The organism is Caulobacter sp. SRI_008 (genome assembly GCF_057586355.1).
Map to the genome: position 1 here is coordinate 47,401 of NZ_JBYCZS010000003.1, position 13,931 is coordinate 61,331.

Consider the following 13,931-nt stretch of genomic DNA (forward strand, 5'->3'; position numbering starts at 1 on the left):
GTGAGCCAAGCCGTACAGACCGCCGAACTTCTAGCCCTGGCCCGCAGCCGCGAGCCGGAAGATCGCGAACGGCTGCTCTCCGGGGTGATCGATCTCTGCGAGACCGGCGAAGCGCAGGGCAAGCCCGCCGCGCCCGAAATCCAGATCCTGCTCGATTCGATCTTCATGACCCTGGTGGTCGAGGCCGAGCGCGACATCCGCCAGCGCCTGGCCGAACGTCTGGCCGACGCGGCCTGGGCGCCGTCGGCCCTGGTCAACATCCTGGCCCTCGACGAGATCGAGATCGCCCGCCCGATCATCGCCCGCAGCCCGGTGCTGCAGGACCACGACCTGATCCGCCTGCTGGTCCAGGCCACGCTGGAGCACCAGATCGAGGTCGCCCGCCGTCCCGGCCTGCGCGCCCCGGTCGTCGAGGCCATTCTTTCGCAGGCCGAGCCGGCGGTGCTGACCGCCCTGGCCGGCAACACCACCGCCCAGCTCAGCCAGGACGCCATGGGTCGCCTGGTCGGCCACGCCAAGGACGTGGTGGCCCTGCGCTCACCCCTCGTCCGTCATCCCGGCCTGTCGCCACTGCTGGCCGAGCAGCTCTATCTATGGGTCGGCCGCGCCCTGCGCGACTCCCTGGCCGAGCGTTTCGAGCTCGACCCGGTCAAGCTGCGCGCCGCCGTCGACGAGGCCACCCACGCAGCCCACCTTGGCCTTCAGCCCACCGCTGTCGGCGCCCTGTCCGTCGAGGACGAGGCCGACCGCGAGGAGATGGAAGCGGCCCTGGTCGAGAAGCTCGACTCCGCCGGCCAGCTGCGCCCCGGCTACCTGCTGCGGGTGCTGCGCGAAGGCCGCCTGCCCCTCTTCGTCTTCGCCATGGCGCGGCTGGGCCGCTTCGACGTGCGCCAGGTGCGCCGCGCCATCGACAGCAACCGCCCCGAACTGCTGGCCTTGGCCTGCTCGGCCGTCGGCATCGACCGCAGCGTCTTCCCGACCATCCTCGAGCACGTGCGCCAGCTGAACGGCGGGCGTCCCGGCGGCGGCGCGGAAGCCGCCCGCAAGGCCAGCGGCGCCTTCGGCCCGTTCCGTCCGGACATCGCCGCCATGGCCTTCCGCCAGGCCGTCAGCGCCGCCTGACGAGGTCTTTCCCCACGTTGTTTGACAAGCGCCGGGCGATCCCGCCACTTGGGCCGGCATGTTCCAAGCCCAGCCTTACTCGACTCGCCTGACCTTCCAGGCCAGCGACCGCCCCGAAGCCATCGAGGCCCGCGAGCGCCTGACCGCCCGCTATGGCGACGCCGGCGAGGACGCCCAGATCGTCGTGGCCCTGGGCGGCGACGGCTTCATGCTGGAGATGCTGCACGAGACCATCCTCAGCCAGAAGCCGATCTACGGCATGAACCGCGGCTCGGTCGGCTTCCTGATGAACGAGTACAGCGAGGACGGCTTGCTGGAACGGATCAACGCCGCCGAGCGCGCCGTCATCCATCCGCTGGCCATGGTCGCCATCGATTCTCGCCGCCGCCAGCACCGGGCGCTCGCGATCAACGAGGTCTCGCTGCTGCGCCAGACGCGCCAGACCGCCAAGCTGCGCATCTCGATCGACGGCAAGGTGCGGATGGGCGAACTGGTCTGCGACGGGGCCCTGGTGGCCACCCCGGCCGGCTCGACCGCCTACAATCTGTCGGCCCACGGACCGATCATCCCGATCGGCGCCCAGGTGCTGGCCCTGACCCCGATCAGCGCTTTTCGACCCAGGCGGTGGCGGGGCGCGCTTTTGCCGCAGAACGCGAGGGTGACGTTCGAGGTCCTGGAATGCGATAAGAGGCCCGTCAGCGCCGTGGCCGACAACTATGAAGTCCGCGACGTCGTCGAGGTGCACATTTCCGAAGACCGAGGTTCGACCCTGTCGATGCTGTTCGACGCGGGCCGCAGTCTCGAGGAGCGTGTGCTGACCGAACAGTTCTCTGCGTAAGCTTTCGTGTGGGTGAAATCGCGATCTCACTCATTCTTAACGCCTGGCATGTGACCGTTCCCGAAGTAACGCCGACGGGGAGGCGACCCGATGAATAAGCCCGCTGAGGTTATCCAGGTGCCGAACATGCTCAAGCTCAAGGTGGGCGGGCGTGGCGGTATCGACATGGCCGCCATCGCCAAGGCCGAAGCGGCCTTGAAGAGCCTGTCGGGCAACTTCGCCCAATGGCTCAACGACGAGATCACCAAGCTCGAAGCCGCCCGCCAGGGCGTCCGGGCCGACGGCCTCACCGCCCAGACGGTCGAGACCCTCTATCTCCGCGCTCACGACCTGAAGGGCCTGGGCGCCACCTACGAATTCCCGCTGATCACGCGCCTGGCGGCCTCGCTGTGCAAGCTGATCGACGATCCGGCCACCCGCCTGCAGGCGCCGATGTTCCTGGTCGATGCTCACATCGACGCGATCAAGGCCTGCGTGCGCGACGAGATCAAGACCGACGAGCACCCGGTCGGCCGCGCCCTGGCGGTCGAACTGGAAGGCCGCGTGGCGGAATATCTGGCCGGATAACGCCGGCCAGAATCCTCATTTGCGTCAAGGCTGTAACAAGCTCGACTGACGCCCGATACCAACACAACAAACTGCCGGCAGAGTTCTCCGGGAACCTGACGCTCCTTCCAACGGAGCGCCGTTCCCATGGGTCAGCACACCACCACCATCCGTCCCGCGCGCCGCGCCGCCTCGCCCGCGGCCGCCGACTGGAACCGGCCGCAGGTCTCGGTGGTGATCTGCACCCTCGACGAACACGAGGCCATCGGCGGCGTGCTCGAGGCGCTGAGCGCCGACCTCGCCGACGTCTTCCATGAGATCATCGTCGTCGACGACTCCGCCGACGACCTCACCGCCCGGGCCGTGCTGGACGTGGCCATGCGCCGTCCCGCCATCCGCCTGCTCAAGCGCGAAGGCGTCGGCGGCCTGGCCTCGGCCGCCATCGCCGGCTGGGACGCCGCTCGCGGCCAGACCCTGGCGGTGATGGACGGCGACGGCCAGCACGATCCGCGCCTGATCGGCGCCATGCTGCGCAGGATGAGCGCACAGCAGCCAGACCTCGTCGTGGCCAGCCGCTATCTCGACGGCGCGGGGTCTGGCCTGTCGGGCGTGCGCCACGCCATCAGCCGGGGCGGCGTCAACCTGGCAGGCCTGCTGCTGGGCCTGCGCCTGGCCGACCCGATGAGCGGCTGCTTCCTGATGAACCGCGACTGGTACGAGGCCGTCCGCCCACGCCTGTCGGGCGTCGGCTTCAAGATCCTGGTCGACGTGGTCGCCTCGGGCACGCGCCGCCCGGCCGTGGCCCAGATCCCCACCGCCCTGCTGCCGCGCGCCGGCGGCGAGTCCAAGCTCGACCTGCGGGTGGCCTTCGACCTGATCGGCCTGCTGGCCGAGAAGCGCACCAACGGCGTCCTTTCGGCGCGGCTCTTCCAGTTCCTGGCGGTCGGGGCTAGCGGCCTCGTCGTCCACCTGGGCGTGCTGGGCGCGACCCAGGCCGCCGACATGGCCTTCTGGAGCGGCCAGACCCTGGCCATACTGGCGGCCATGACCTGGAACTTCGGGCTCAACAACGTCCTGACCTTCCGCGACAAGCGCCTGCGCGGCGCGGCCCTGTGGCGCGGCCTGCTCAGCTTCTACGCCGCCTGCCTCGGCGGCGCGCTGATCAACGACCTGGCCGGCGCGGGCCTCAACGCCATCGGCGCGTCCTGGGCGCTGGCCGGGGCCGGCGGCGCGGTGCTGGGCGCGCTGTGGAACTATCACGCCTCGCGCCGGGTCACCTGGCGCGACGTTCCCGAGAGCCCCGAGGCCGAAACCCAGGCCCCCTCCTCCCTGGCCGGGGAGAGCCGCGCCTGACCGCTTCGCCCGCCTCCGACCGCCGCGCCTGGATCCTGGCCGGCGGCCTGCTACTCGCCGCCGCCTTCGCGATCCGCGCCTGGCAGTTCGGCAACCCGCTGCTCCATGTCGACGAGAACTTCTACCTGCTGGTCGGCGACCGCATGCTGCACGGTGCCCTGCCCTATGTGGACATCTGGGACCGCAAGCCGGTCGGACTGTTCGCGCTATACGCCGCCATCCGCCTGCTCGGCGGCGACGGGATCGTGCAATACCAAGTGGTCGCGACCCTGTTCGCTGCGGGAACCGCCCTGCTGATCGCCCGTCTCGCCGCCCCGGCTGCCGGGATCGTCGCGGCGACCGCGGCGGGCGTGGTCTACCTCCTGATGCTGCCGCTGGCGGGCGGCTGGGGCGGCCAGGCGCCGGTGTTCTACAACCTGCTGGTCGCCGGCGCGGCCCTGGCGGCGTATCGGGCCCTGAACGCCGACCCGCGCAGGATCCGCCGCCTCGGCTGCCTGGCCATGCTGCTGATCGGCCTTGGCCTGCAGCTGAAATACACCGTGGTGTTCGAGGGCTTCGCCTTTGGCGTGCTGCTGCTGGGCGTCTCGTGGCGGGCCTCGCGATCCTGGACGCGCCTGGCGGCCGACGCCGCCCTCTGGATCGGCCTGGCCCTGGCGCCGACCCTGCTGGCCCTGGGTTTCTACGCCTGGCGCGGCGAGGCCCAGGCCTTCGTCTACGCCAACTTCCTGTCGATCGGCGCGCGGGCCGAGGCCAGCGACGCCGAACTGGCGCCGCGCCTGCTGAAGGCCGCCCGCCTGCTGGCCCCGCCGCTTCTGGCGGTCGGCCTGGCCGCCTGGATCGGCGGCTGGCGCACCCGCCCCGGCGGCCGGACGGCCTTCGGCTTCGCGATCGGCTGGCTGGCGGCGGCGCTGGGCGGCTACCTGATCTTCGGCACCTATTTCGACCACTACGCCCTGCCGCTGCTGGCGCCGCTGGCCCTGGCCATGGCCCCGCTGTTCGCGCCCCGTCAGCGCCGGCTGGGCATCGCGATCGCCACGGCCGTCATCGCCCTGGGCGTCACGGCCGACAGCGTCGCCTTCGTGAAGGGCAAGGCCAAGCGCGGCGACGCGCACGAGATGGGGCAGCTGCTGGCCGCCATCCGGCCGGGCCTGTCGCAAGGCCTCTGGGTCTGGAACGGCGACAGCATCCTCTATCACCTGACCGGCGCGCCGCTGCCCTCGCGCTGGCCGTTCGCCGGCCACCTGAACCTGCTGCGCGAGCACGGCGCCGTCGGCATGGACCAGGAGACCGAAGTGCGCCGCATCCTGGCGACCCGCCCCGGCGTCATCGTCGACCGCACGCCCCGCGCCAAGGACTTCAACGTCGCCGTCGTCCGCATCGTCGATGCGGAGCTGGCGCGGCGCTATCGGCCGGTGAAGACCGTGAAGCTCAGCAAGTCGTCGCTGATCGTCTACCGACGGGCCGACTGAGGAAGATCCTCCCCCTCTGGGGGAGGTGGCGCGAAGCGCCGGAGGGGGCCCGTTTTCAGCTTCCGAGAAGCTGACAGTCCTCAGCCACTCCCCTCTCCGTCCGCTTCGCGGACACCTCTCCCACAGGGAGAGGGTCTGAGCCCTATTCCCCGATCCCGTTCAGCCGCTTGGCCGCCAGCACCGTGTTGGCCAGCAGGCAGGCGATGGTCATCGGACCCACGCCGCCCGGCACCGGGGTGATGGCCGAGGCCACTTCCTTGACCTCGTCGAAGGCCACGTCGCCCACGAGGCGGGTCTTGCCGTCGTCCTTGGGGATGCGGTTGATGCCGACGTCGATGACCACCGCGCCCGGCTTGACCCAATCGGCCTTGACCATCTGCGGACGGCCGACGGCGGCCACGACGATGTCGGCTTCGCGGACGACGGCCGGCAGATCCTTGGTGCGCGAGTGGGCGATGGTGACAGTGCAGTCGGCGGCCAGCAGCAGCTGGGCCATCGGCTTGCCCATCAGGTTCGAACGGCCGACGACCACGGCGCGCTTGCCCGACAGGTCGCCCAGCTGGTCGCGCAGCAGCATCATGCAGCCGGTCGGGGTGCAGGGCGTCAGGGCCGGCAGGCCGCTGGCCAGGCGGCCGGCGTTGGCTACGGTCAGGCCGTCGACGTCCTTGTCGGGCGACATGGCGGCGACCACGGCGGCCTGGCTGATGTGGTCGGGAACCGGGAACTGCACCAGCACGCCGTGCACGGCCGGATCGGAGTTCAGCCGCTCGACCAGGGCCAGCAGCTCGGCCTGCGAGGTCTCGGCCGGCAGGCGGTGGGTTTCCGAATGCATGCCCGCTTCCAGGGTCTGTTCGCCCTTGCTGCGCACATAGACCTGGCTGGCCGGATCCTCGCCTACCAGCACCACGGCCAGGCCGGGCGTCAGGCCGTGCTCGGCCTTCAGGCCGGCGACCTCGGCGGCGATGGTCTCGCGCAGGCGGGCGGCGAAGGCCTTCCCGTCGATGATGGCGGCTTGGGTCATGTGGGGGCGCTCCTGTGCGCGCTCCCCTATCCCCTCGCCCGCCCAGGTGCAACCGGTGAACCCGCGCCAAGTTCATGCGAACGCTCTGGCGTGGACGTCATTCTTTCGTGCTAGAGCCGAGGGGATGGAATCTCCGTCCGCCGCGTTGCGCGCCGACGTCGTCCTGGTGGGCGGCGGACTGGCCAACAGCCTGATCGCCCTGCGCCTCAAGGCGCTGCGGCCGGGCCTGCGCGTGCTGTTGCTGGAGCGCGGCGCGACCATCGGCGGCCAGCACACCTGGTGCCACTTCGAGACCGACGTCGACGCCGCCATCGGCGGCTGGCTGCGGCCGCTGATCGCTCATCGCTGGACCGGCTATGAGGTGCGCTTCCCCGCCCACAGCCGCCGCCTGCCCACGCCCTATCTGGCCATCACCTCGCGTCGCCTGCACGAGGTGGTCACGCGCGCCCTCGGCCCCGACGCCTGGACCAACATCTCGGTCGTCGACGTCAATCCGCATCAAGTCACGCTGGCCGACGGCCGCCGCATCGTCGCAGGCGCGGTGATCGACGGCCGTGGCGCGCGGCGCAGCAAGCGTCTGGCCCTGGGCTGGCAGAAGTTCGTCGGCCAGGACCTGCGCCTTACCGCGCCCCACGGCCTGACCGCCCCGATCATCATGGACGCCACGGTGCCGCAGACCGACGGCTACCGCTTCGTCTACGTCCTGCCGCTCGACGCCCGCCGCCTGCTGGTCGAGGACACCCGCTACAGCGACGGACCGGCGCTGGACCGCATCGCCCTCTCCGACGCCATCGCCGACTACGCCAAGACCCAAGGCTGGAGCATCGAGGCGGTCGAGCGCGAGGAGCACGGCGTGCTGCCCATCGCCCTGGGCGGCGACATCGACGCCTATTGGGCGGAAGCCCGGCCGCAGGTAGCCGAGGTCGGCCTGCGCGCGGCGCTGTTCCAGCCGACCACCGGCTACTCGCTGCCCGACGCCGCGCGCTTGGCCGACAAGATAGCCGCCCTGCCCCGCATCACCAGCGCCACGGTGCGCGCCTGCGTCGAAAGCCAGTCCAAGGCCGTGTGGCGCAAGCGCCGGTTCCTGCGCCTTTTGAACCGCATGCTGTTCCGCGCCTGCGCGCCGGAAGAGCGCTATCGGGTGCTGGAGCGCTTCTACCGGCTATCGGCGCCGCTGATTCAGCGCTTCTATGCCGCGAGACTGACTTGGCGCGATCAGGCGCGGATTCTGATCGGCAAGCCGCCGGTGCCGATCCCGGCCGCCATGAAGTGCATCCGCGAAAGTTCCGTGTTTGGAGGACAAGACGCATGAACGCCCACGCCTCGCTCCCGCCCCGTCCGAAGGCGGCCGTGATCGGCGCCGGCTTCGGCGGCCTCTCCCTGGCGGTTCGACTCCAGTCACAGGGCTTCGACGTCACCCTGTTCGAGGGCCGCGAGAAGCCGGGCGGCCGGGCCTATGTCTGGGAGCAGGACGGCTTCACCTTCGACGCCGGCCCCACCGTCGTTACCGATCCCGATTGCCTCAAGGAGCTGTTTGAGCTCTCCGGCAAGCGCATCGAGGACTATGTCGAGCTGCTGCCGGTCGATCCGTTCTATCGCCTGCTGTGGGAAGACGGCGACGTCTTCGACTACGTCAACGACCAGGAAGGCCTCGACCGCCAGATCGCCGCCCGCAATCCGGCCGACGTCGAAGGCTATCGCCGCTTTCACGACTATTCCGAAGAGCTGTACCAGAAGGGCTATGTCGAGCTGGGCGCCGTGCCGTTCCTCGACTTCGGCAGCATGATCGCCGCCGCCCCCTCGCTGATGAAGCTGCAGGCCTGGCGCAGCGTCTATGACAAGGTCGCCGGCTTCGTGAAGGACGAGCACGTCCGCCAGGCGCTGTCGTTCCACAGCCTGCTGGTCGGCGGCAGCCCCTTCGCCACCTCGTCGATCTACGCCCTGATCCACGCGCTCGAGCGGCGCGGCGGGGTCTGGTTTCCGCGCGGCGGCACCCACGCCCTGATCCGGGCTCTCGCCCAGCTGTTCCAGGATCTCGGCGGCAAGCTGCACCTGTCGCGCCCGGTCGAGCGCATCGCAATGCGCGAGGGCCGCGTCACCGGCGTGATCACCAAGGAAGGCTTCGAGGCCTTCGACACGGTCGCCTCCAACGCCGACGTCATGCACACCTACCGCCACCTGCTGCGCGAGGACCCGCGCGGCAAGAAGGTCGGCAAGGCGCTGGAAGCCAAGCGCTGGAGCCCGTCGCTGTTCGTGGTCTATTTCGGCCTCAAGACCCAGCACCCAGAGATCCGCCACCACACCATTTGCTTCGGCAACCGCTATCGCGAGCTGATCGGCGAGATCTACGGCAAGAACGCCCTGGCCGAGGACTTCTCGCTCTACCTGCACCACCCGACCGCCAGCGACCCGGCCATGGCCCCGGAGGGCTGCTCGACCTTCTACGCCCTCTCGCCGGTGCCCAACCTGCAGACCGCCGACATCGACTGGTCGGTCGAGGGCCCCAAGTACCGCGACCGCATCCTGGCCTATCTGGAAAAGCACTACATTCCGGGGCTTTCGGCGGATCTGGTCACCAGCCGCTTCATCACGCCGGACGATTTCGTGAAGGACCTCAACGCCTGGAAGGGCGCGGCCTTCTCGCTGGAGCCGATCCTGACCCAGAGCGCCTTCTTCCGCACCCACAACCGTGACGACGTGATCCCCAACCTCTATTTCGTCGGGGCCGGCACCCATCCGGGCGCGGGCATCCCGGGCGTGGTCGGCAGCGCCAAGGCCACGGCCGGGCTGATGATCGACGACTTCGCCACCCTGGCCCCGGCCGCCGAATGAGCGCGCTCGAAGCCCAGGATATCGAGGCGCAAAGCCGCGAGGCGATCCAGAAGGGCAGCAAGAGCTTCGCCGCCGCCGCGGCGCTGTTCGACGCCGAGACACGCGCCGACGCCGAGATGCTCTACGCCTGGTGCCGGCACTGCGACGACGTCATCGACGGCCAGACGCTGGGCCACGGCATGAGCCCGGTCGCCGACGCCCCGGCGCGGCTGGAGGCCCTGTACGCCCAGACCCGCGCCGCCCTGGCCGGCGAGACGCCCACCGATCCGGTGTTCGCCGCCTTCCAGGCCGTGGCCCTAGGGCGCAGCATCCCCGAACGCTACGCGCTGGATCTGATCGACGGCTTCGCCATGGACGTCGAGGGCCGCCGCTACGAGACGCTGGAAGACCTGCTGGCCTATTGCTGGGGCGTGGCCGGGGTGGTCGGCGCGATGATGGCCATCGTCATGGGCGTGCCGGCCGAGGACCTGCCGACGCTGCGCCGCGCCCAGGACCTGGGCCTGGGCTTCCAGCTGACCAACATCGCCCGCGACATCGTCGAGGACGCCCGCAACGACCGCGTCTACGTGCCCCGCGCTTGGCTGGCGGAACTGGACCTGCGGGTCGAACAGCTGACCGACCCCGCCCGCCGCGCCGATGTCGCCGCCCTCGCCCGTCGCCTCGTGGACGCGGCGGAGCCCTACTACGCCTCGGCCCGCTGGGGATTGCGCGACCTGCCCGTCCGCTCGGCCTGGGCCATCGCGGCGGCACGCGGCGTCTACCGCCAGATCGGCCTCGACGTGGTCGCCGCCGGCCCCTCGGCCTGGGACGAGCGCGTGGTCGTCAGTGGACGGATGAAGGCCTGGCGAGCGCTGGAGGGCGGGATCGTCGCCCTGCGCTCGGCGACCCTGGACCGGCTGGGACCGCCGCCACAGCGGCCTGCGATGTGGTCGAAGATCTAGGGCCATCGCCACCAACCGATCCCCTCTCTCTTAGAGAGAGGGAGGGGCCCATCGCGGAGCGATGGGAGGGTGAGTGGTTACACCTTCAGCCGGCGTGCCGGCACATCGCCCGCAACAGCGCCAAGATCGTCCAGGGGCTTCGCCTACCCACTCACCCTCCCACGCCTACGGCGCGGGCCCCTCCCTCTCTCCATGAGAGAGGGGCCGCGAGAAACGTCCCCTACCGCTCCAGCTCCCGATCCGGGAACGCCAGCTTGGCCGCCAGGGCCACGAACAGCACCCAGCGGAAGTCGTTGTAGGCCACCGCGATGCTCTCGGTCAGGGCCACCAGGCTGTAGACGACGAGGAACGGGAAGGCGAGCAAGGCGCCCCGGTCGCGGAACACGGCCAGCAGGGCCAGGGCCATGGTCTGGATGTAGAACAGCCCCCAGGCGGCCAGGCCGAACAGGCCCATGCCCAGCCACTGCTCCAGCCAGGAATTGTGGGCGTGCTGGGCCTGGAAGCCGGCGTTCTTGCTGATCCAGGCGAACGGCCCCCAGCCGCTCTTGTCGCCCCAGACGGCGTGATAGCCATAGCCTAGCCAGGGCCGGTCCTGGATCTCGACCATGGCCGCGCTCCAGATCTTGGTGCGGCCGGTCAGGGTGGCGTCCTTGCCCAGGATGGCGAAGAAGACGTCCGAGGCCAGCAGCAGGAAGGCCGCCAGCAGCACGACGCCGGTCACCGCCGTCCAGGTCGCCGCCGCCCCCGCCGCCGGCCCGCGCCGGGCGATCAGCACGAAGCCCAGGGCCGCCACGCCCAGCATCAACGAGACCAGCGAGGTCTTGGAGGTCGACATCAGCACCAGGCCCACCGCCAGGCCCGCGAAACCCCACCACAGCTTGGCCCGCGGCGGGTTCAGCAGGGCCGCCGCCGACAGGATGCAGAAGCCGAAGGCCATCATGCCGCCCAGGCCGTTCTTCTCACGCCACAGGCCGCGCCAGGCGCCGGGGAAGAGCTCGGTCATCACCCCGATGCGCGGCACGGCGATACAGACCACGTAGGAGGCCACGATCAGCACCGCGAAGGTAGCCGCCATCACCTCGGCCAGTTCCCGCCAGCGGAAGCGTCCGGCCAGGGCGACGCCGCACAGGGTGGTGCAGGTCACGGCGAAGGCCCGGCGCGTGGTGACGTCCGGCGCGATCGACCACAGCACCGACAGGCAGACGATGCCGATCAAAGCGAACAGGAACGGCTGGCGCACGGAGACGCGCAGGCTGTTGCGCGGGTCCAGGGCGATCAGGGCGAAGCCCGCGGCATAGGCCGGCAGATAGGCCACGCGCAGGATGGCCGAACCGGCCTCGTCGGCGTTCTCGCCCACCAGCGGCAGTTCCCAGCCGCCGCTGAACAGCAGGAGCAGCAGCACCGAGCCGACGAAGATGGCGATCTGGGGGAAGAGGAGCCTCGGCGGCGCGACGCTGACCGGCCCGCCGTAGGACGAAGTCACGGCAGGATGGCCCGCAGGAAGCTCGGCGGGGTCACCGAGGCCTGGTTGAAGAACACCCCGGCGCAGCGGCCGCCCGCCGAGGCCAGGGCGTCGCGCAGCAGGCCCGGCGGCCGCACGTCGGCCTCCTGGGCGCTGACCACCAGCACGGTCTGGTCCATGTGCTGGGCGATGGTCAGGGCCGCCTGCGAGCGGTCCGCCGACGGGCAGTCGACGACGATGATCTCGGCGTGCCGGCGCAAGCTAGCCCAGTATTCGACGCCGGGCAGGATGTGGGCCTTCTGGCGGCCGCGCAGGGCCTCGCGCTTGAAGCGGGTCACCCAGAAGCGCGGCCCGCCGACGCTGTGGGCGGCCACGTACTTGGCGTCGGGCCACACCCCGCCGTCCGGCTTCGGCGCCGGCGGCTGGACGGTGAAGAACATCGAGCCGTCGGGGCTGGCGGCCGCGCCCGAGCCCAGCGGGCCGTAGCGCTCGGGATCGGCGGCGATGGCCTGGTATTGCGGCGAGGTGGTGAGATCCAGGTCGATCAGCCAGGTGCGGCGGCCGGCGCGCTTGGCGGCGAAGCGAGCGAACTCGCGGGCGGCCGTCGAGGTCCCCTCCCCCCGCCGGGCCGAGACAAATTGGACGACGTGCGCACGGCCGGCCGCGGGGGCGCCAAGCGACCCCCACAGTTCAGCCATCTCGACGTTCAAATCCACCATTCGTCCGAATCGCCGCGCGTTGAAGACCGTAGAAACTAATGCCTAACCATGTTCGCGCGAAAGGCGACCAAATCGCCCATGCCGGAACGAACCTCTAGGCCGCTCGCTTGACGCCGGCCGTGGCCAGCACCGGCAGGCCCAGGGTGCGCGAGGCGGAGGCCGGGGTCTGAAGACCCGGGCGCAGCAGCATCCGCACCAGGCCCGCGCAGGCGGCGGTGAAGGCGGCGAACAGGATGGCCAGCACCAGCACCGGCTTCTTCAGACTCTTGCCCTCCGACGGCGCGACGGCGCGCTGGACGATGCGGATGTTGTCGCTGCTCTCGGCCGACATCTGCCGCTGGGCCTCGTCCTGCTGTTCCTTGACCGTGAAGTCGCGGACGTTGGACGACAGCACGTCGCGGTCGCGGGTCAGCTGGTTGAACTCCGGCTCCAACTCGGACAGGCGCAGCAGGCGCTGGTTCACTTCCTGGGCCTGCAGGGCGTAGGCGCCCTGCGACTGCTTCAGGGCCGCGACCTCGGCGGCCAGGTCGTTGCGGGTCGAGGCCAGGGTCTGCCAGATCGGGTTGGGGCCGCTGCGGCGCGCGCCCTCGCCGTTGGTACGGCCGCTGGCCACGCCCTGCTCCAGCTGTGCGATCTGGGCTTCGATGTCGCGCACCGGCTGGGCGGTCGGCAGGTAGCGCGACAGCAGGTTCTCGCGATCGAGCTTCAGCTGGGCCAGCTTGGTAGAGGCCGACATGTCCTGGTCGCGATAGAGCACGGCCTCAGAAGGCGTGCGCGAAAGTTCCGACTGCACCGAGGCCAGACGGCCCTCGCGGTCCTGGAGTTGGGCCTCGATCGAATACTTCTGGCCCTCGACCTGGGCCTGGAGCTGGGTCAGGGCCGTCTTCTGGGCGGTGAAGTCGCCGATGTCGTTGCTTTGCAGGAAGGCCTGGTAGGCGGTGTCGGTCTCGGCCAGGCGCTGCTGGAAGCTGTCGCGCTGGCGCGACAGCACCTTGTCGTCATCGTTGATCAGCAGGCTGCGGCGATAGATCAGGTACTCTTCGAGCAGGGTGTTGAGCACCTTCTCGGCCGTTTCCGGATCCTGGTGCTGGTAGGCCAGCCGGATGATCGAGTTGTCGGGCGCGGTCTCGATCTTCAGGCTGCGGCCGACGCTGTCGCGCCCCTGGGCGATCATCTTGCGCTTCTGCTCGGGATTGGCCGCGGCGAACTTGCCGGCGGCGTCCGGGAACACGGTGGCGAAGCCCAGCTTGCGGATCACCCGCTCGCGCAGTTCGCCGCTGCCCAGGATCTCGCTTTCCGACTGGATCACCTGGTCGACGTCGGGCACCGCGCCGCGGGCGGCGTCGCCGGCACGCGGCTCGTAGACGTATTCCTGGCCAAGGCGCACGAACAGGCTGGAGCTGGCGGTGTAGGTCTTCTTCAGGGTGAAGGCGAAGGCCGCCCCCAGGAACAGGATCACCAGGAACACGCCGAGCATGAGCCAGCGCTCACGCCATAGCAGCGTGATGAAGTCCGTCGGCGCATAGCGGGCCCGGGCCGCCCAGTCGCGTCGCGACGGCGGGTCGTGCGGCACGCTGGTCCAGGCGCTCGTCGACATGCGAATCCAATGGGTCCAATCTTCAATCGAA

12 protein-coding genes are annotated in these 13,931 nt (G+C 70.2%); 8 read left to right on the forward strand and 4 right to left on the reverse strand.

Annotated elements, in window-relative coordinates:
* The 5 genes from AC2YHT_RS03645 (at position 1) to AC2YHT_RS03665 (ending at position 5,328) form a co-directional block, all read left to right on the forward strand.
* Entirely contained in the window at positions 1-1,122 is a 1,122-nt protein-coding gene (locus AC2YHT_RS03645) for a DUF2336 domain-containing protein (protein WP_110121971.1), read from the forward strand.
* Between the two features lie 58 nt (positions 1,123-1,180).
* Positions 1,181-1,960, forward strand: coding sequence for an NAD kinase (locus tag AC2YHT_RS03650; protein WP_487288221.1), 780 nt, complete (start codon positions 1,181-1,183; stop codon positions 1,958-1,960).
* A 90-nt stretch (positions 1,961-2,050) separates the two neighbouring features.
* On the forward strand, positions 2,051-2,527 hold the full coding sequence (locus AC2YHT_RS03655; protein WP_110121973.1) for an Hpt domain-containing protein: 477 nt from the start codon (positions 2,051-2,053) through the stop codon (positions 2,525-2,527).
* A 126-nt stretch (positions 2,528-2,653) separates the two neighbouring features.
* A complete protein-coding gene (locus AC2YHT_RS03660; RefSeq protein WP_487288222.1) occupies positions 2,654-3,859 on the forward strand; it encodes a glycosyltransferase in 1,206 nt (401 codons plus the stop codon).
* Complete coding sequence (locus AC2YHT_RS03665) at positions 3,754-5,328, forward strand: hypothetical protein (protein WP_487288223.1); 1,575 nt, start codon at positions 3,754-3,756, stop codon at positions 5,326-5,328. The genes AC2YHT_RS03660 and AC2YHT_RS03665 overlap by 106 nt, the downstream gene beginning before the upstream one ends.
* 142 nt (positions 5,329-5,470) lie before the next feature.
* On the opposite strand, the gene folD is transcribed toward AC2YHT_RS03665, so the two are convergent.
* The gene (gene folD, locus AC2YHT_RS03670) at positions 5,471-6,349 is read right to left on the reverse strand and encodes a bifunctional methylenetetrahydrofolate dehydrogenase/methenyltetrahydrofolate cyclohydrolase FolD (RefSeq protein WP_487288224.1); all 879 of its coding nucleotides are present in this window, start codon (positions 6,347-6,349) and stop codon (positions 5,471-5,473) included.
* A 124-nt stretch (positions 6,350-6,473) separates the two neighbouring features.
* On the opposite strand from folD, the gene crtY reads away from it, so the two are divergent.
* From crtY to AC2YHT_RS03685, 3 genes are read left to right on the forward strand one after another with little or no spacing between them, the layout of a single operon-like run.
* Positions 6,474-7,661, forward strand: a complete 1,188-nt coding sequence (gene crtY / locus AC2YHT_RS03675) for a lycopene beta-cyclase CrtY (protein WP_487288225.1) — start codon at positions 6,474-6,476, stop codon at positions 7,659-7,661.
* Positions 7,658-9,181: a phytoene desaturase gene (locus tag AC2YHT_RS03680; RefSeq protein WP_487288226.1), complete on the forward strand. Its 1,524-nt coding sequence runs from the start codon at positions 7,658-7,660 to the stop codon at positions 9,179-9,181. The genes crtY and AC2YHT_RS03680 overlap by 4 nt, the downstream gene beginning before the upstream one ends.
* Entirely contained in the window at positions 9,178-10,122 is a 945-nt protein-coding gene (locus AC2YHT_RS03685) for a phytoene/squalene synthase family protein (protein ID WP_487288227.1), read from the forward strand. The genes AC2YHT_RS03680 and AC2YHT_RS03685 overlap by 4 nt, the downstream gene beginning before the upstream one ends.
* Before the next feature lie 220 nt (positions 10,123-10,342).
* Here the strand turns inward: AC2YHT_RS03685 and AC2YHT_RS03690 are convergent, their stop codons facing one another.
* From AC2YHT_RS03690 to AC2YHT_RS03700, 3 genes are all read right to left on the reverse strand, one after another.
* Positions 10,343-11,605, reverse strand: coding sequence for an O-antigen ligase family protein (locus AC2YHT_RS03690; protein ID WP_110121981.1), 1,263 nt, complete (start codon positions 11,603-11,605; stop codon positions 10,343-10,345).
* Positions 11,602-12,303: a P-loop NTPase family protein gene (locus AC2YHT_RS03695; RefSeq protein ID WP_487288228.1), complete on the reverse strand. Its 702-nt coding sequence runs from the start codon at positions 12,301-12,303 to the stop codon at positions 11,602-11,604. Before AC2YHT_RS03695 ends, AC2YHT_RS03690 begins: the two co-directional genes overlap by 4 nt.
* A gap of 94 nt (positions 12,304-12,397) precedes the next feature.
* Positions 12,398-13,900, reverse strand: a complete 1,503-nt coding sequence (locus AC2YHT_RS03700) for a GumC family protein (RefSeq protein ID WP_487288229.1) — start codon at positions 13,898-13,900, stop codon at positions 12,398-12,400.
* Positions 13,901-13,931 lie beyond the last annotated feature (31 nt).

What these genes read in the sequence shown, in the direction of transcription:
- AC2YHT_RS03650 (WP_487288221.1), top strand. Translation starts at nt 1,181, where the DNA reads ATGTTCCAAGCCCAGCCTTACTCGACTCGCCTGACCTTCCAGGCCAGC.
- AC2YHT_RS03655 (WP_110121973.1), top strand. Translation starts at nt 2,051, where the DNA reads ATGAATAAGCCCGCTGAGGTTATCCAGGTGCCGAACATGCTCAAGCTC.
- AC2YHT_RS03660 (WP_487288222.1), top strand. Translation starts at nt 2,654, where the DNA reads ATGGGTCAGCACACCACCACCATCCGTCCCGCGCGCCGCGCCGCCTCG.
- folD (WP_487288224.1), bottom strand. Translation starts at nt 6,349, where the DNA reads ATGACCCAAGCCGCCATCATCGACGGGAAGGCCTTCGCCGCCCGCCTG.
- crtY (WP_487288225.1), top strand. Translation starts at nt 6,474, where the DNA reads ATGGAATCTCCGTCCGCCGCGTTGCGCGCCGACGTCGTCCTGGTGGGC.
- AC2YHT_RS03680 (WP_487288226.1), top strand. Translation starts at nt 7,658, where the DNA reads ATGAACGCCCACGCCTCGCTCCCGCCCCGTCCGAAGGCGGCCGTGATC.
- AC2YHT_RS03685 (WP_487288227.1), top strand. Translation starts at nt 9,178, where the DNA reads ATGAGCGCGCTCGAAGCCCAGGATATCGAGGCGCAAAGCCGCGAGGCG.
- AC2YHT_RS03695 (WP_487288228.1), bottom strand. Translation starts at nt 12,303, where the DNA reads ATGGTGGATTTGAACGTCGAGATGGCTGAACTGTGGGGGTCGCTTGGC.
- AC2YHT_RS03700 (WP_487288229.1), bottom strand. Translation starts at nt 13,900, where the DNA reads ATGTCGACGAGCGCCTGGACCAGCGTGCCGCACGACCCGCCGTCGCGA.